This window comes from Prevotella dentalis DSM 3688 (genome assembly GCF_000242335.1).
Taxonomy (GTDB): domain Bacteria; phylum Bacteroidota; class Bacteroidia; order Bacteroidales; family Bacteroidaceae; genus Prevotella; species Prevotella seregens.
Genome location: NC_019968.1, coordinates 816,631 through 834,034, shown reverse-complemented (window position 1 = coordinate 834,034; position 17,404 = coordinate 816,631). Strand labels below are relative to the sequence as shown.

Genomic DNA, 17,404 nt, shown 5'->3' with positions numbered 1-17,404 from the left:
GGAACCGCCGCTTACTTCACCTTGTCCACGATGGCCTTGAAAGCCTCGGGGTTGTTCACGGCGAGGTCGGCGAGCACCTTGCGGTTGATTTCGATGCCGGCCTTGTGCAAAGCACCCATGAGCTGGCTGTAGCTCATCTCCTGCAGGCGGGCCGCAGCGTTGATACGCTGGATCCAAAGCGCACGGAAAGTGCGCTTCTTGTTCTTGCGGTCGCGGTATGCGTAGGTGAGACCCTTCTCCCAAGTGTTCTTGGCTACGGTCCAAACATTCTTGCGGGCGCCATAGTAACCCTTGGTGAGCTTCAGGAGTCTTGTTCTTCTTGCTTTTGATGCAACGTGGTTAACTGATCTTGGCATAATTTTCTTTCTTTAAACGTTCGACTAAAAAGTTAATGGTTAGCGCAGGCAGAGCAGGTCGCGCACCTGCTTCAGGTTGGAACGGTCCACCAGAGTCTGGTGTACAAGGTTCCGTTTCTGCTTCTTGGTCTTCTTAGTCAGAATGTGACTGTGGTAAGCGTGATGACGCTTGATCTTACCCGTACCGGTGAAACGGAATCTCTTCTTCGCACCGGAGTTCGTCTTTACTTTTGGCATTTTTTGTTGTTGTTTAAATGATGATTATTGAAAGGTGGCAACGCATATACCCGGCGGTACCACACAGTATTGACCCGTATCAGTCGGCCGTCTCGCCGACGAGCTTCTTCAAAGCGTCGCCTCCCTTGGCATTGGCCAGCAGTCCGTTCTTCCCGGCATCCTCGTCCTTCTGGGCCTTGGCAGCCTCCTGGGCAGCGGCCTCGGCGGCCAAACGGTCGCGCTTCTGCTGGCTCTGCTTGGTCACGCCCACCTTTTTCGGGGCGAGGAAGAGGAACATCTTCTTGCCTTCCAGCTTGGGCAACTGCTCCACCTTGGCATACTCTTCGAGGTCGTTGGCAAAGCGCAGCAACAGCACCTCGCCCTGCTCCTTGAACAGAATGGAGCGTCCGCGGAAGAACACGTAGGCGCGCACCTTGTTGCCCTCGTCGAGGAACTCCTTGGCGTGCTTGAGCTTGAACTGGTAGTCGTGGTCGTCGGTCTGCGGCCCGAAACGTATTTCCTTGACCTCGACCTTGACCTGTTTCTGCTTCATTTCCTTCTGCCGCTTCTTCTGTTGGTAGAGGAATTTGCTATAGTCGATAATCCGACAGACAGGCGGCTGGGCGTTAGGAGAGATTTCTACGAGATCTACCCCCTGCTGACGAGCCAAGTCCAGCGCCTGGCGGGTCGGCATCACTTCAGCGCCATTGTCACTTACCACACGAACTTCGCGGGCATGAATCTGCCCATTCACGCGGTATTGATTCTTCACATTGTCTTTCTTCATTCAACTATATTAAAGCCTTTTTTACGGATGACAGGGCACAATGCGCCCAATTCAAGGTGCAAAATTACAAAAGAAAACTGTAACTTCCAAATGTTTTGCCGGTTTTTCATCCGCCGCCGGCCGCGCCTGGCATGTCGTCCTGCAAGCCGGAACCGCGGCGGCGGCCCCCACAAGAAGCAGAGGTGCTGGCCCCGACCGCAGAAGCGCTGCGGGCAGGGGCTTCATGTGTCGCGTATGCCCGAAGAGCCATTCCCCGTCGCCCCACGCCCCTCACCTCACGATGGGGCGGCCGGCGGCGGCCCACTCCATGATGCCGCCGGCCAGGTTCACCACGCGGTAGCCGGCACGGGCCAGAATGTAGGCCGCCGTGAGCGACCGCTTGCCACTGCGGCAATAGACGTAGACGGGCAGCGCAGGGTCGAGCAGCTGCCGCACGTGGGCGCCAAAGTTGGTGTGCTGCACGTCCACGTGGACGGCTCCCTCAAGATGTCCCAGGGTGTACTCCTCGGTGGTGCGCACGTCCAGAATCTGCACTCTGCGGGTGGCCACGCCGTCGGCAAAGGCGGCGGCGTTCACCGAGCTTATGTTCTCTCTCACCTTTCTGGCCTGCTCGCCGAATCCGAATCGTGCCAGCAGGGCGTTCCATAAATTTCCCATAGTCTGCGGTTTGTTGGGTGTGCGGGGCCGCCACAGGCGGTGGCCCCTCGATTGCAAAGATAAGAAAAAATCTGTTTTTTCCGCATTTTCAGGCCACAAAATGTGTCTGCCGTCGGGCGGAAACAGGGCGGTCGCGCCGTGGGAATGGGGCGGTATGGGAGGCAAAAAGGGCCAGGCCCCGTTGCGGCAAATGCGCGGACGGGCGGCAAAAAGGGCTGGGACGCACGGCAAAAAGGGCGCATGCGCACGGCCAAAACGGCAGGGGCGACATGCAGACTCCAGCAGACGTGCGACAAAAACGGTGCAAACGCACAATGAATGCGCCGCAGACGCGCGGCGAATACGGCGCAGCCGCAAGGCGAATACGGCGCAGCCGCAAGGCGGCGACGGCTCCACGGTGGCTCCACGGCGGCCGCGTGCGGACAGGGTTTTACGGCGGCGGGGGCCACATATTCCGCGCGAAGTCTTCGCCATGTCTGAAAAAAGTCGTAACTTTGCAGCCGTATGATGCCGTTTCCGATACACATAGACCTGCTGCAACTGATACTCAAGGGGCTGCTCATAGGCGTCATCGCCTCTGCTCCTATGGGTCCCGTGGGTGTGCTCTGCATTCAGCGCACGCTGAACAAGGGCCGCTGGTACGGCTTCGTGACGGGTCTGGGCGCCGCCGCGAGCGACATCATCTACGCGCTCATCACGGGCCTGGGCATGAGTTTCGTGATGGATCTCATCACCAACCCCACCAACAAGTTCTGGCTGCAAATCTCGGGCAGCGTGCTGCTGCTCGTCTTCGGCATCTATTGCTGGCGCAGCAACCCCACCAGCAACATGCACCGCAGCGGCAAGCAAAAGGGCACACTGTGGCACAACGGGGTGACGGCGTTCCTCGTCACGTTCTCCAACCCGCTCATCATCTTCCTTTTCATGGCCACGTTTGCCCAGTTCGCCTTTGTCATTCCCTCCCACCCCACGGAGATGACGCTGGGCTATCTGAGCATCGTCGTGGGGGCGCTGCTGTGGTGGTTCGGGCTGACGTGGCTCGTGGACAAGGTGCGGGGCAAGTTCGACGAGAGCGGCATCCTCATCCTTAACAAGATTATCGGGTCGGTGGTCATCGTCTTTTCGCTGGTGGTGCTCATCGGCACCGTCTTCAATCTCTACACGTTCCACTATTAGCCGGCCCCGCAACGGGCCCGCAACGGGCCGGGCCCCGCGCTTTGGAAAGGGCACGGCGCAACGGCTGCAAAGACACACCTTATTATATATAGACGCGCATCCATGTTTATCGCTCAAGAAATACGCAAGACCTCCATCGCCGAATACCTGCTCTACATGTGGCAGATGGAAGACCTCATCCGCGCCTACGGCTGCTCGCTGAGCCGCATACGCAAGGAGTATATCGACCGGTTCGACTACACCGAGGCGCAGAAAGAGGAGGAGACCGACTGGTTCGGCAACCTCATCCGCATGATGAACGAGGAGGGACGGCGCGAGGGAGGGCACCTGCAAATCAACCGCGTGGTGCTGCAAGACCTGGCCGAACTGCACCACCAGCTGCTGGAATCGACGAAGTTCCCGTTCTACAACGCCGAGTACTACAAGGTGCTTCCCTTCATCGTGGAGCTGCGCAACAAGGGCGACAAGGAGCTCAACGAGGTGGAGACTTGCCTCGACGCGCTCTACGGCATGATGCTGCTCAAGCTGCAACAAAAGGCTGTTTCGCCCGAGACCACCCACGCCATTCAGGAGATTTCCACCTTTGTGGGCATGCTGAGCGACTATTATATCAAGAATCGTGACGAAGGACTTAAATTTGAATAAATGAATATCTTAGTGACAGGAGCCAACGGACAGCTCGGCAACGCCATTCAGCGCGCCAGCCAAAAGTCCGCAGCCGACCGCTACATCTTCACTGATGTGTGCGAGGGCTACGAGAAACTCGACATCACCAGCCTCGAAACCGTCCGACGGGCGGTGCGCGACAATGACGTGAAGTGTATCATCAACTGCGCCGCCTGGACCAATGTGGACAAGGCCGAAACGGCCGGCGACATCGTGGAGACCCTCAATGCCACGGCCCCCGAGAACCTCGCACGCGCCATGAAAGAGGTTGGAGGGCTGCTCGTGCACATCTCCACCGACTACGTTTTCGGCGGCGACCCCTACAACACGCCCTGCAAGGAAGACCAGAAAGGCACGCCGACGGGCGTGTACGGACTGACCAAGCTGCACGGCGAACAGCGCATCCAGGCCACGGGCGTGAACCATCTCATCTTCCGCACGGCCTGGCTCTACTCCGAGTACGGGCACAACTTCGTGAAAACCATGCTCCAGCTCACGGCCACCAAGCCCAGCCTCAAGGTGGTGTTCGACCAGACGGGCACGCCAACCTACGCCGGCGACCTGGCCGAGGCCATCTTCGACATCGTGGAGCACCGCAAGTTCGAGGGCCGATCGGGCGTCTACCACTACTCCAACGAGGGCGTCACCTCCTGGTACGACTTCACCAAGAAGATAGCGCAGCTGGCCGGACACACGGCCTGCGACATCCAGCCCTGCCACAGCGACGAGTTCCCCTCGCCCGTTGTGCGCCCTGCCTACAGCGTGCTCGACAAGACAAAGTTCAAGTCCGCTTTCGGCATCAGCATCCCTTACTGGGAAGACAGCCTGCGCAAGTGCGAGGCACGGCTGCTGGAGCAGGGGTAAGCCATCAAACCAAATCACTGCATGAAAGAAATAGAAAGGCGGCGGACGTTCGCCATCATCTCCCATCCGGACGCCGGAAAAACCACGCTCACCGAGAAGTTCCTGCTCTTCGGCGGGCAGATTCAGGTGGCCGGCGCCGTGAAAAGCAACAAGATTCGCAAGACGGCCACCTCCGACTGGATGGACATTGAAAAGCAAAGAGGCATCTCGGTTTCCACCTCGGTGATGGAGTTCGACTACCTGCCTGACGCGCAGGAAGGCGAGCCTTACAAGGTGAACATCCTCGACACGCCCGGCCACCAGGACTTTGCCGAAGACACTTTCCGCACGCTTACCGCCGTGGACTCGGCCATCATCGTGGTCGACTCGGCCAAGGGCGTGGAGGCGCAGACCCGCAAACTCATGGAGGTGTGCCGCATGCGCAACACCCCCGTCATCATCTTCATCAACAAGATGGACCGCGAAGGCCGCGACCCCTTCGACTTGCTCGACGAGCTCGAGGAGGAACTCCAGATCCATGTGCGGCCCCTTTCGTGGCCCATCGGCCAGGGACAGAAGTTCAAGGGCGTGTACAACATCTATGAACGGCAGCTCAACCTCTTCACGCCCAACAAGCAGCGGGTGACGGAGAAAGTGCCCGTCGACGTCGCGTCGGCCGAGCTCGACCAGACCGTGGGCGAGCGCGAGGCCCGGCAACTGCGCGACGACCTGGAGCTGGTGGACGGCGTCTACCCGGCGTTCGACGTGGCCGACTACCGCGGGGGCCAAGTGGCTCCCGTGTTCTTTGGCTCGGCGCTCAACAACTTCGGCGTGCAGGAGCTGCTCGACTGCTTCGTCGAAATAGCCCCGAGCCCCCGTCCCACCAAGGCCGAGGAACGCACGGTGGAGCCCGAAGAAGACAAGTTCACGGGCTTCGTGTTCAAGATAACGGCCAACATCGACCCCAACCACCGCTCGTGCATCGCCTTTTGCAAAATCTGTTCGGGCCGTTTCGTGCGCAACCAGCCCTACCTGCACGTGCGGCTGGGCAAGACCGTTCGCTTCTCCTCGCCCACGCAGTTCATGGCCCAGCGCAAGAGCACCGTCGACGAGGCATGGCCCGGCGACATCGTGGGACTGCCCGACAACGGCATCTTCAAGATAGGCGACACGCTCACCGAAGGCGAAGACCTGCACTTCCGCGGGCTGCCATCGTTCTCGCCCGAGCTGTTCAAATACATCGAAAACGACGACCCGATGAAGTCCAAACAGTTTGCCAAGGGCCTCGAACAGCTCATGAACGAGGGCGTGGCACAGCTCTTTGTCAACCAGTTCAACGGCCGACGTATCGTGGGCACCGTGGGGCAGCTGCAGTTTGAGGTCATCCAGTACCGGCTGGAGCACGAGTACGGCGCCAAGTGCCGCTGGGAACCGGTGCACCTGCACAAGGCATGCTGGATAGAAGCCGAGGACGCCGACGAGCTCGACAACTTCAAGAAGCGCAAGTACCAGTACATGGCCAAGGACATTGAGGGCCGCGACGTGTTCCTGGCCGACTCGGGATACGTGCTCGCCATGGCCCAGCAGGACTTCAAAGCCATCAAGTTTCACTTCACCTCAGAGTTCTGACCGTGGCCCCGCCCTCCAGTCCCGACAACAGCGAAGAGCCCCTGCTGCCGGCCGACGCCGCCGGCATGCAGGACGACCGGCCGTGGTACGCCCTGCGCCTCTTCACGCTGCGGCAGTCCGAAGTGGCCGAACACCTGAAGTCGCTCGGCCTCGACATCTACATCCCCATGGAGTATCGGGACCGCGAGGACCGCACGCACCACATCCGCCACGAGCTGCGGCCCGTGGTGCACAACCTCATCTTCATCCGCAAAACCATGGAGGAGGAGGAGCTGCGCACCCTGCTGCACGGGCTCGACTACAAGATGGCCGTCATCCGCAAAAGCCGCGACCGGCAGGACTACTGCGAGATTCCGGCCCATCAGATGCAGGAGTTCCAGGCCATGTGCAACCCCGACATCCTCATGAAACGCTACCTCTCCCAGGAGCAGGCACGGCTCAAGGCGGGCACTCCCGTCCGTGTCACCCACGGTCCGCTCCGGGGATTGCAGGGCAAACTGGTGCGGTCCAACAAGCATTACTTCCTGCTCAAGGAGATTCCGGGCATGGCCGTCATGCTCAAAGTGACGCGATGGTGCTGCCAGCCCATAGGCGAATAAGGAGGGGCACGCTGCACAACCCTCAGCTGCACGCCGCGCAACCCTCCGTTTTACGCCGCACACGCTTCACGAACACGCCGCAAACATCGGACAAATACGGCGTATTCGCCCGATGAATACGCCGTAAAGCCATCGCGAATACGGCCTATAAAATCTCATAACAACCCATACCGTCCTGCAAAACACAGCCTATCATCCTCCTATAACATCCTATCAAATCCTATCATTTCGGCCTAAACCATCCTATAATTAGGCCCAGGCTCCCCGCAACATCCCCGGCCCTCACCCATGGTGAAAGCCGGGGACGACCGTCATATCTTGTTGATGTCCACGTAGCCGTGGGTCACGGCATAGATGGTGAGGGCCGAGACGCTCTTCATGCCCAGCTTCTCCATGATGCGCTTACGGTGGGTGATGACCGTGGTGAGGCCGATGTTGAGCCGCTCGCCCACCTCCTTGTTGATGTAACCCTGCACGATAAGGCTGAGCACCTCTATCTCGCGGTCGCTCAACAGCTTGCCGGTGAGGGCGCGGGGCATGGGCGGAAGGTTGCGGCCGTGGGCGTGGGCGTGCTGCTCGAGCGCGAGCAACGAGCGCACGAGCTGCGCCTCGGGCACGTTGATGCACAGGCAGTGGAAGCCCGTCGGCTGCGTGGCCGGGTCGGTGTTCATGGTGAGCACGATGGTCTTCTGCCGGCGGTCCAGGAAGAACCGGCGGTGCCCGAGCACGATGCTCTGGGCCACGAAGTAGTGGAAGAAAGTGTCGGGGCGGTTGGCCTCCAGCTCGGCAAACGAGCCGAAAGCCGACACGTCCATGATGGGAACCACGGTCTGCAACAGCTGTTTCAAGCCCAACACGGCGAGCGTGTTGGCGTCGACGACGGCTATTTTGGGCCTTTCCATCACAGTTTCACGGTGCTGATGTCCACAAGATTGTTCACGATGGCATAGATGGTGAGCCCGGCCGGCGAGTGGATTTGCAGCTTGCGGGCGATGTTGCGGCGGTGGGTGATGACGGTGTTGATGGAGATGCAGAGGTGGTTGGCTATCTCCTTGTTGGTCATGCCCTGCACCAAGGCCACGATGACGTCCTTTTCACGGTCGGACAATGTCTCCTGCGACTCGGCGTTGTGGTTAATCATGTTGCTGATCTTGACGCTCACATCGCTCTGCTTCGACTTCATTTCGAGCCGGCGTATGGCGGGGATGAGGATCTCGTCTTCCACTTCGGCGTGTTCCATGAGCCACTGCTCGCAGTTGTAGATGTCGTAGAGGGCGGCCGAGAGCTGGTTGTTGTGCAGCCCGTCGGACGGCAGGTACTTGATGATGATGTTCTTCAGCTCCTTGAGTTTCTGGTCGGTCTGGTTGTGGTGCTTCGAGAAAGTCTCGATGTCGTAGTTGGTGGGGGCGTTGCCTTGCCCGAGTGCTTCGACGTAGGGGAACACCGTTTTCTCCTCATACTGCATGTGGTTGCGTATGCTGTGGGCGTACTCATCGTAGAGCTTCATGATGAGTCGGGCCAGGTTGTCGTTCTCGTCGAGCGCGTCGGTAAGGGCCTTGCGGATGAAAGGCAGCTGAAAGTCGAGGTAGTAGGCATGGCTGGCCTTGAGGTATTGCAGCAGCGTAGGGATGGACAGGCGGTCGGCGTCGTCGTAGTCGCGGTAGCCGTTGATGGTGTAATTAACCACGGCCAGGAAGGTGTAGGTGTCCACATCCTGGTCCTCGCACACCTCTTTCACCGTCTTGTCGCCGAAGCCCAGGTTGATGCCGAACGAGCCGAGGCTCTGCAGCGTATTGTAATTGTCCCGGATAATAGAGATTAGTTTATCGTCGGGCTCATACATCTTCTGATTCTTCATCTGTCTGTTCGTTGTGAATAATAGGTGCAAAATAACTAAAAAACTGGGACATTGACAACAGAATCGGCCGCCTTTTTGCCTTTTTCGCGGTACAATACCTAAAAATAATGACCCTGCAAATATACTCACTTGTAGGTATTGCACGGTTCGCGATTCGGCCGTAACTTTGTAGTCCGGAATCAAACTGAGTCCCGAAAGCCGAATTACAGACATCAACGATACTGATATGAACAAGTCAAACAAGGGACTGGCCATCGCGCTGCTGGCGTGCCTAAGCCTCTCCGCCCCCGCGTTTGCCGCCCAGCCACCGGCTGCCCAGGATACCGCATTCAGCAAATACCGCATCGGCGGCTATGGCGAGATGCTGGCCCGCTTCAAGGATTACGGCCTGAATCGCTTTGCCGGCACCGCCCAAGGCAACACAAAAATCAAACACAACGAGATTTCTATTCCGCGCTTCGTGCTCTCGGGCGACTACAAACTGTCCAGCAAATGGATACTTGGAGTCGAAGTTGAGTTCGAGGCTGGCGGCGTAGGCACGGCCTATGAGATAGAGTCGGGCTCGGGTTCCGAGAACGGCGAATACGAGACCGAGACCGAAAAGGGCGGCGAGGTGGCGCTCGAGCAGTTCCACATCACCCGTCTTGTCGTGCCGGCGTTCAACGTGCGCGTGGGCCATCTCGTCGTGCCCATGGGCCTTACCAACACCCATCACGAGCCGCTCAGCTTCTTCACCCCAGCACGTCCCGAGGGCGAAACCTCCATCATTCCCTCCACCTGGCACGAGACGGGCCTCGAGTTCTTCGGCTCGTTCGGCCGCGGCCTGGCCTCGTTCGACTACGAGGCCCTCATCACCAGCGGCCTCAACCCCGACGGATTCGGCAAGTACGAATGGGTGAAGGGCGGCAAGCAGGGAGCCTTCGAGTTCGACAACTTCACCTCGCCCGCCTACACCGCGCGCCTCAATTGGACAGGCGTGCCCGGGCTTCGGCTGGGTGTAAGCGCCTACTACAACCCCAATTCGGGCAAGAACTGCGAGAAGCTGGTGAACTATGAAGCCCTGAACAAGGTCAACGTCTTCATGTATTCGTTCGACGCCCAGTACGTCGGCCGCTACGTCACGGCCCGTGCCAACGTGCTCCACGGCTACCTCTCGGCCTCAGACCAGGTGAGTGCCGCCTCCGTTTCGTCGGCCTCGCCCTACGGCACCCGCAACCGCGGCGTGGGCTCTCACGCCCTTACCTATAGCGCCGAACTGGGCTTCAACCTGGCCGGTTTCTTCCCCGGCGTGAAGTTTCCCGCCATTTATCCCTACGCCCACTACGACTACTACAACCCGCAGGAAAGCATGTCGGCCGGCACTGCTGCCGACCCACGCACCCAGGTGAGCATGTGGGCGTGCGGCCTCAACTGGCGGCCCCTGCCCTGCCTCGTAGTCAAGGCCGACTATGCCACCCGCCAGTTCGGCACCCACAGCCTCTTCGGCAAGGGCCGTTACAACTCCGAAAACGAGCTGCGCATCGGCGTGGCCTACGCCCTCTACCTCGCCAAGAAATAAAGTCAGTCGACAAACAAATAAACAACCACTATATTTTTAACGTAATCAGACAGTAACATGAAAAAGAGTTTATTGCTTCTGGGGTTGCTCTCCATGGGCCTCACGTTCGTATCATGCGGCGACGACAACAAGGGAAATGGGACAGCACAGACCAACGACGAGAAGATTATCGCCGAGATTGATGCCGAAGACACCGTGGAATACACCTCTGCCCGTGCAAAGGCGTGGGGCAACTACATGCGCGTGGTAGGCAACCTGCTCGTCAAAGATGCCACTACACTCTACAACGATTGGGCCGTCAGCTTCAACGGAGGAGCCTCTTATGGCAGTCAGTTCAAGGGGCTCAAGCTGAAAGGTTTGACCACCAGCCTGGCCTGTGTGGAGCAGGTACTCGACGGCATGTCCGACATTGCCAACGAGGTGGGCGAGGCCAAAATCGGCGATCCCTACAAGCTCTACACCACCAAATACCCCGATAAAAAGAGCATGCGCGCCGGTCTCTACGCCGTGGAGTCGTGGTACAGCTGGCACTCGCGACTGGACTATTCCAACAACATTCTGTCCATCCGCAATGCCTACTACGGGGTCTACGACAAGAATATCGGCAGCATGAGCAAGACGCCGGCCGCCAATTCCATGTACAAAGTGGTGGAGGCCAAGAACCCGGGACTCCACACTCAGGTCGTGGCTGCCATCGACGCCGCCATCAAGGCCATACAAGACATTCCGCAACCTTTCCGCAACCACATCAACTCGGCCGAGTCGGTGAAGGCCCAAACCGCCTGCGCCACCCTGCAGTCGCTGCTCTCCAAGGAGCTGAAGACCTTCTTCAGCGAGAAAGCCAACACCGAAGCCGAGCTCGCTCCTGTCGTTGCCCAAGTGGTGGATGCCGTCATCCTGCCCACCTACAAGGACCTGCTCGACCTCAACACCAAGCTCTATGAGAAGGTGGTGGCCTTTGAGCGCAACCCCTCCAACGCCGCCTTCGCCGCCTGCTGCGAGGCCTGGATTGCCGCCCGCCAGCCGTGGGAGTCGTCCGAGGCTTTCCTCTTCGGCCCCGTTTCAGACAAGGGTCTCGACCCCAACATGGACACTTGGCCCCTCGACCAGGACGGCATCATGAACGTGCTGAAGTCGCAGAAGTGGGCCGATCTGGAGTGGACCGGCGAGTTCAACGAGGATGACGCCAGCATCGGAGCCAGCCAAGCTCTGCGCGGATTCCACACTTTGGAGTTCCTCATCTTCAAGAACGGCAAGGCTCGCACCATTCGCTAAGCCTCTTTCCGTCCAAAGACATGAAGCGAAGGCCGAGAGTTCCCAACTCCGGTCTTCGCTCTTGTGCGCTAAAAGAAATCGTTAAAAATATCCCCATTCATGAATCCCATCAAGTATTCATTCCTGCTTCTCGGAGCCTTGTCCCTGTCGGCCTGTGAAGACAACGACGGGCAGCTCACCATTGCCGACGTGGACGTGCCCGCAGGCTACGCCCTCTCGGCCGGCACGGCCACCGAGTTCTCGCGGTCGGCATTCTCCTACGACCAGCCGGCCAGCTGGATCTCGGGCGAGTACAACGCCCTGTTCAACAAGGGCGACCGGCTCTACGACAACGTGGCCACCAGCAACTACAACCATGCCGGCGGTGGCTTGGGCCCGGTTTATGCCGGTTACAGCTGCGGCGGCTGCCACCGCAACGCGGGCCGCACCGAGCCCTCGTACTGGACTGCCTTTAAGAACGGCAGCCGAAAAGCCACGGGCGAGTACGGCTTCACCTCGATGCTCTGCTACGTGACGCGGCGCAACGGCAAGTTTTTCCAGAACTATGGCCGCGTGATCCACGACAACACCATCTACGGCGTGACCCCCGAGGGCGAGATTCACTTCGAGATCGACTCGGCCGTCTACCGCTTCCCCGACGGCGAACGCTACACGCTCTGCTACCCTCGCTTCAGCATTACCAAGTGGTATGCCGACAGCATCCGCCCCGAAGACCTGTTCATCTCCGTGCGCATACCGCTGCGCCACGTGGGCCAGGGCCAGATTATGGCCCTCGACCGCACCGAGATACAGCAGCTCGCAGCCCGCAGCAACTACCCCCGCTGGGGCATCAGCGGCCGCTGCAACGTCGTCTCCGAGCGCAACGTGAGCCAGATTGGCGTGGGCGGCAACAAGGCACACCACGGCGACCTCACCGTGGAGCTGGGCTACTCCTCCGACATGGGCCTCACCAACAGCCGCTACCCCGAGGAGATATGCCGCGGGCAGAGACAGATAGAAGAGGGCTCGATGATGGGGCTGAGCTATGAAAAGCTCGACGTGAGCACGGCCGACATGGAAGCCGTGGACCTCTATCTGCACAGCCTCGGCGTGCCGGCGCGCCGCGACGTGAACGACCCCGACGTGCAGGCGGGCGAGAAACTTTTCTACAAGGCCGGCTGCCACCTGTGCCATGTCACCACGCTCCACACCAACAAACGCGGTTCCACCCTGCTGGCCGGCCTCACTTTGCCCTGGCTCGGCGGCCGCCAGACCATCCATCCCTACTCTGATTTCCTGCTCCACGACATGGGATCGGAGATCATGGGCGTGGGCCTCAACGACAATATGGTGAGCGGACTGGCCCGCGGCAACGAGTGGCGCACCACCCCGCTCTGGGGCATCGGTCTGCAGCAGCTCGTCAACGGCCACACCTACTTCCTGCACGACGGCCGCGCCCGCAACTTCACCGAGGCCATCATGTGGCACGGCGGCGAGGCCGAGGCCAGCAAACAGGTCTTCGCCCACTACTCCAAGGCCCAGCGCGCCCAGCTCATCCGCTTCCTGTGGAGCCTGTAACCGACATCCGAAAACAAACCAGAAAAGACATCACGATATGAAAATCAACCGCATTTTTGCTGCCATCGTCGCAGCCAGCCTGTCTGCAACCGTCTGCGCCGAGACAGCCAACCCCGCCGCTCCCGAGGACAATGCCCTGGGCAAGGCCGCAGCCTCACTCCACGCCACCGCCGCCCGCCTCGACTCCATGGCCGCCGCTCCGCAGGCCTCCGGCCGCCAGGCCACCCACTACGACATGGAGAACGGCGTGCTTCCCATTGCCGACAACCGCGGCTTCTCCCTGCAGTCGGCCGACGGCCGCTTCATCCTGAAGCCCTATCTCATGCTTCAAACCACGCTCACCTACAACTATTATGCCGACGAGGGCCTCGACAAGGCCTACAATCAAGACAACATTGCCAACTCGGGCTTCGCCATTCCGTTCGGCATCATCGGCTTCACGGGCAGGGCGTTCGGCAAGATTGACTACAACATCTGCGTGAACGCGGCCGCCACCGGCGGGGCCATCCTGCAACAAGCCTGGATAGACTATGCCGTGAGCCCCGCCCTCCGCTTCCGCGCGGGCAAGCAGAAGACGCCCTTTGCCGGCGCTTTCCTCACCACGCTGGGCGAGACGCTCTTCCCCATGATGCCCACATCGCTCACCAGTGCCGTCATTCTTCCCCACAGTCTCAACGCCGTCACACCGCCGATCAACACGGGCTGGGACCTCGGTTTCAAGATGCACGGCCTCATTGCCAACAAGTGGGGCTACGAGCTGGGCCTGTTCAACGGAACCGGCGGAACCGTCAACACCGCCACGAAGACCATCAGCGACGACAACCATCTGCCCTCGCTGCTCTATGCCGCACGCCTCACTTTCCAGGGCAACGGCCCGATGCCGATGAGCCAGGGCAACCCCAACCTCACGCAGCTGGGCACGAAATACGTCATCGGCCTCTCGGCCAACTACAACAACGAGGCCGAATACGAGTCGACCAACGACTTCCGCGCCGGCGTGGACTTCGCCCTGCTCAGCGGCCGCTGGTCGGTGGCCGCCGAGGCTTACTACATGAACATGGGATTCACCAAGCGCCAGAAGATCGACGAAAGCTACAATTACATGGGTGCCTACGCCCAGCTGGGCTACTTCGTCGGCCGCGACTGGCAGCTCGGTCTGCGCTACGACTGGATGGACCGCAACGGCAACCACAAGGACGGCAGCCTGAACTCGCCGGCCGTGGTATGCAACTATTTCGTGCCGAAGACCAACATCAAGGTCTCCGCCATGTACCAGTACATCGGCCGATGGGGCCACGACACCCAGCTCGACCGCGACCTCGACGACCTCGGCATAGCCACCCACACGGCCTGTGTGATGCTGCAATACGCCTTCTAAACCCACTGCCATGAACATCCTTACACACAAAAGCCCGGCCCTGCCGGCCCTCCTCGGCCTCGCACTCTGCCTTGCCGCGTGCGACGACGGCCCCATCCACGAGGCCGAGCACGTGGCCGAGGGCGGCAAAGTGGTCAAGGTAGAGGGCACGCTGACCGGTCTGGACAGCTGGCCCGACGACTACGACGTGTCGCTGGCCGGGTTTACCGACAACAGCGCCGACGAGTGGTCGCCCTACGCCACCATATCGAAAGTCATCACGGCCGACGCCAACGGCCACGTCTCCATGTCGCTCTCGGGCATCGGCGGCAGCATAGAGACCGTGCAGGTGTGCGTGCTCAACCGGCTGCGACAGCGCATCATGACCTTCACCAGCCGCAACATTGCCAACGAGAAAGGCACCGACACCATCCGCATAGACCTCGGAACGGTCAACACCAGCATGCTCAACGCCGTGCAGCAGAGCGTGTTCAACGCCAGCTGCACCGCCTGCCACGGCGGAAACGGCCGCTCGGCCGCCGGTCTCGACCTGACCGAGGGCCACAGCTACGCCGCCCTCGTGGGCCAGCAGTCCGTCAAGGTCAAGGACCACAAGCGCGTGCAGCCCGGCGACGTGGGCGGCAGCGTGCTCCACCAGGTGCTCAACACCAACGTCTCGGCCGACTGGCACCAGAACCATGCCGACATGCTCAACAAGGAGCGTGCCGCCCATCTGCTCACCCTCATCGACAACTGGATAAGCAGCGGAGCCCCCGAGTGATGCCGACAAAGACGCTCAAGACCCTGCTGGGACTGCTCTTCGCGGCCACCGTGGCCGTGCTGGCCGCGGGCACCGTGGTGGAGAAGCTACACGGCACCGACCAGGCTGCCCGCAGCATCTACCACACGCCCTGGTTCTTCGCCCTGTGGGCGGGTCTGGCCGCAGCGGGCGCAGCCTACGCCGCGACGCGTCGTCTGCACCGCCGACCGGCCGTGGCCCTGCTGCACGGAGCCCTGCTGCTCATCCTCACGGGGGCGGCAGTGACTTTCCTCACCGGCCGCGAGGGACGCATCCACCTGCGCGAGGGCATGCCCGAGACCAGCTACATGCCGCGCGGCAGCCACGAGATGCAGCCCCTGCCCGTGGCCCTGCGCCTCGACCGCTTCGAGGTGACGACCTACCCCGGCACGGAGACACCGGCCGATTTCGTGAGCCGCGTCACCTGCACCGACCGCGCCACGGGCCACGCCCGTCCGGCCGTCATCTCAATGAACCACATCCTAAGCACCCACGGCTACCGTTTCTACCAGACCAATTTCGACACCGACCGCAAGGGAACGGTGCTCACCGTAAACCACGACCCCTGGGGCACGGCCCTGACCTACGCCGGCTACGCGCTGCTTGCCGTGGCCATGGCCCTCACGTTGCTGAGCCCCCGCGGGGAGTTCCGCCGTCTGCTGCGCTCGCCGGCCCTGCGCCGCCGCCTCTTCGGGCTGGCGTTGCTCGCCGTGCCCGCCCTGGCCGCCGCCCGCAGCGTGCCCACCATTCAGGAGGCCAAGGCCCGCGAGGTGGCCCGCTACCAGGTGGAGTACAACGGCCGCGTGGTGCCGCTCAACACCGTGGCCATCGACTTCGTGCAGAAGCTCTACGGCCGCCGCAGCTACCGTGGGCTGCGGGCCGAGCAGGTGGTCTACGGCTGGCTCGTGAGCCCCGAGGCCTGGAAGCGCGAGCCCATGATACGCATTCCCTACGCCCCGCTGCGCCGCTGGCTGGGCATCGAGGGCAAGTATGCCGCCATGCAGGACCTTTTCGACGCCGACGGCAAGTACCGACTCATGCCCCTCATCCAGGAGGAGCAGCGGCAAGACGCCATGGGCAAGGCCATCCGCGCGCTGGACGAGCAGGCCGGCCTCGTGCTCATGCTCACGGGGCACACGCTCTTTACGCCCCTGCCGGCCGGTGCGCCACGCCTGAGCGAGGCGCGCGTCGAGGCCGAAATCATCTACAACCGCATCCCCTTTGCCACCATCCTCTTCATGCTGAACCTCACGATGGGGCTCGCCACGTTCCTCGCCCTGCTCTGGGCCATGGGCCGCACGCGCGGCCCGCGTGCGCGCCGCGCCATGCGGCGACTGTGGCATGCGGGCTGGGCGGTGCTGGCAGGGGCCTTCGTCTTCGCCCTGGCGGGCTACGCGCTGCGCTGGTATGTGGGCGGCCGCGTGCCCTTGGGCAACGGCTACGAAACCATGCTCTTCATGTCGCTGGCCCTCATGGGCCTCACGCTGGCCCTGCGGCGGCTGGACTATGTGCTGCCCTTCGGCTTCCTGCTCTCGGGCCTGACGCTGCTGGTAAGCCACCTGGGGCAGATGTCTCCACAGATTACCAACCTCATGCCCGTGCTGCAGAGCCCGCTGCTCAGCATCCACGTGAGCATCACGATGGCGGCCTACGCCCTGCTGGCCTTCATGGCCCTCAACGGCGTGCTGGCCCTGCTGCTGACCCCGCGCGGCGGCCGCCGCGACGCCACGACGGGCCCCGACACCGCCGACGGCCCCGACCAGCTCACCGTGCTGAGCCGCCTCATGCTCTATCCGGCCGTGTTCCTGCTGGCCGCCGGCATCTTTCTCGGGGCCGTGTGGGCCAACGTGAGCTGGGGCCGCTACTGGAGCTGGGACCCCAAGGAGACGTGGGCGCTCATTACGCTCATGGTCTACGCCGTGCCGATGCACACCGCTTCGCTGCCCGCCCTGCGCCGCCCGCGCGCGTTCCACCTCTACCTCATCTGTGCATTCCTCACCGTGCTCATGACCTACTTCGGCGTGAACTACTTTCTCGGGGGCATGCACGCATACGCATAACAACCACAAAA

The 17,404-nt window shown here is 61.1% G+C and carries 17 protein-coding genes; 11 read left to right on the top strand and 6 right to left on the bottom strand.

Annotated elements, in window-relative coordinates:
• Positions 1-11: 11 nt before the first annotated feature.
• The 4 genes from rplT to PREDE_RS10550 all read right to left on the bottom strand — a co-directional run bounded on the left by rplT (position 12) and on the right by PREDE_RS10550 (position 2,016).
• The gene (gene rplT / locus PREDE_RS10565; protein WP_005847275.1) at positions 12-356 is read right to left on the bottom strand and encodes a 50S ribosomal protein L20; all 345 of its coding nucleotides are present in this window, start codon (positions 354-356) and stop codon (positions 12-14) included.
• A 39-nt stretch (positions 357-395) separates the two neighbouring features.
• Complete coding sequence (gene rpmI, locus PREDE_RS10560; RefSeq protein WP_005847273.1) at positions 396-593, bottom strand: 50S ribosomal protein L35; 198 nt, start codon at positions 591-593, stop codon at positions 396-398.
• A 79-nt stretch (positions 594-672) separates the two neighbouring features.
• The gene (infC, locus tag PREDE_RS10555; protein ID WP_005847271.1) at positions 673-1,359 is read right to left on the bottom strand and encodes a translation initiation factor IF-3; all 687 of its coding nucleotides are present in this window, start codon (positions 1,357-1,359) and stop codon (positions 673-675) included.
• 270 nt (positions 1,360-1,629) lie between these two features.
• On the bottom strand, positions 1,630-2,016 hold the full coding sequence (locus PREDE_RS10550; RefSeq protein ID WP_005847269.1) for a rhodanese-like domain-containing protein: 387 nt from the start codon (positions 2,014-2,016) through the stop codon (positions 1,630-1,632).
• A 507-nt stretch (positions 2,017-2,523) separates the two neighbouring features.
• Between PREDE_RS10550 and PREDE_RS10545 the strand changes: the two genes are divergently transcribed.
• From PREDE_RS10545 to PREDE_RS10525, 5 genes are all read left to right on the top strand, one after another.
• Entirely contained in the window at positions 2,524-3,192 is a 669-nt protein-coding gene (locus PREDE_RS10545; RefSeq protein ID WP_027951870.1) for a LysE family translocator, read from the top strand.
• Between the two features lie 102 nt (positions 3,193-3,294).
• Positions 3,295-3,837, top strand: a complete 543-nt coding sequence (locus tag PREDE_RS14205; RefSeq protein WP_005847265.1) for a DUF4924 family protein — start codon at positions 3,295-3,297, stop codon at positions 3,835-3,837.
• Positions 3,838-4,722 carry a dTDP-4-dehydrorhamnose reductase gene (gene rfbD / locus PREDE_RS14200; RefSeq protein WP_005847263.1) on the top strand — a complete coding sequence of 295 codons (885 nt, stop codon included), beginning with the start codon at positions 3,838-3,840 and terminating at the stop codon, positions 4,720-4,722. It abuts the gene before it with no gap.
• Positions 4,723-4,743: 21 nt separating this feature from the next.
• Positions 4,744-6,330, top strand: a complete 1,587-nt coding sequence (locus PREDE_RS10530; RefSeq protein WP_005847261.1) for a peptide chain release factor 3 — start codon at positions 4,744-4,746, stop codon at positions 6,328-6,330.
• Between the two features lie 2 nt (positions 6,331-6,332).
• Positions 6,333-6,929: a UpxY family transcription antiterminator gene (locus PREDE_RS10525; RefSeq protein WP_005847259.1), complete on the top strand. Its 597-nt coding sequence runs from the start codon at positions 6,333-6,335 to the stop codon at positions 6,927-6,929.
• 311 nt (positions 6,930-7,240) lie between these two features.
• Here PREDE_RS10525 and PREDE_RS10520 read toward each other — a convergent pair whose 3' ends face one another.
• Both PREDE_RS10520 and PREDE_RS10515 read right to left on the bottom strand, forming a co-directional pair.
• Positions 7,241-7,831, bottom strand: coding sequence for a helix-turn-helix transcriptional regulator (locus tag PREDE_RS10520; RefSeq protein ID WP_005847257.1), 591 nt, complete (start codon positions 7,829-7,831; stop codon positions 7,241-7,243).
• A complete protein-coding gene (locus PREDE_RS10515; protein ID WP_005847255.1) occupies positions 7,831-8,787 on the bottom strand; it encodes a LuxR C-terminal-related transcriptional regulator in 957 nt (318 codons plus the stop codon). Before PREDE_RS10515 ends, PREDE_RS10520 begins: the two co-directional genes overlap by 1 nt.
• Before the next feature lie 226 nt (positions 8,788-9,013).
• Here PREDE_RS10515 and PREDE_RS10510 point away from each other — a divergent pair, with 226 nt between their 5' ends.
• The 6 genes from PREDE_RS10510 to ccsA all read left to right on the top strand — a co-directional run bounded on the left by PREDE_RS10510 (position 9,014) and on the right by ccsA (position 17,393).
• On the top strand, positions 9,014-10,345 hold the full coding sequence (locus PREDE_RS10510) for a hypothetical protein (protein WP_005847253.1): 1,332 nt from the start codon (positions 9,014-9,016) through the stop codon (positions 10,343-10,345).
• Between the two features lie 57 nt (positions 10,346-10,402).
• Positions 10,403-11,620, top strand: a complete 1,218-nt coding sequence (locus tag PREDE_RS10505; RefSeq protein ID WP_005847252.1) for an imelysin family protein — start codon at positions 10,403-10,405, stop codon at positions 11,618-11,620.
• A 99-nt stretch (positions 11,621-11,719) separates the two neighbouring features.
• Complete coding sequence (locus tag PREDE_RS10500) at positions 11,720-13,177, top strand: di-heme oxidoredictase family protein (protein WP_005847250.1); 1,458 nt, start codon at positions 11,720-11,722, stop codon at positions 13,175-13,177.
• A 187-nt stretch (positions 13,178-13,364) separates the two neighbouring features.
• The gene (locus PREDE_RS10495) at positions 13,365-14,555 is read left to right on the top strand and encodes a porin (RefSeq protein ID WP_044127113.1); all 1,191 of its coding nucleotides are present in this window, start codon (positions 13,365-13,367) and stop codon (positions 14,553-14,555) included.
• 10 nt (positions 14,556-14,565) lie between these two features.
• Positions 14,566-15,315 (top strand): hypothetical protein, encoded by a 750-nt coding sequence (locus tag PREDE_RS10490; RefSeq protein WP_005847246.1) that lies wholly within the window; start codon positions 14,566-14,568, stop codon positions 15,313-15,315.
• On the top strand, positions 15,315-17,393 hold the full coding sequence (gene ccsA, locus PREDE_RS10485; RefSeq protein WP_005847244.1) for a cytochrome c biogenesis protein CcsA: 2,079 nt from the start codon (positions 15,315-15,317) through the stop codon (positions 17,391-17,393). Before PREDE_RS10490 ends, ccsA begins: the two co-directional genes overlap by 1 nt.
• Positions 17,394-17,404 lie beyond the last annotated feature (11 nt).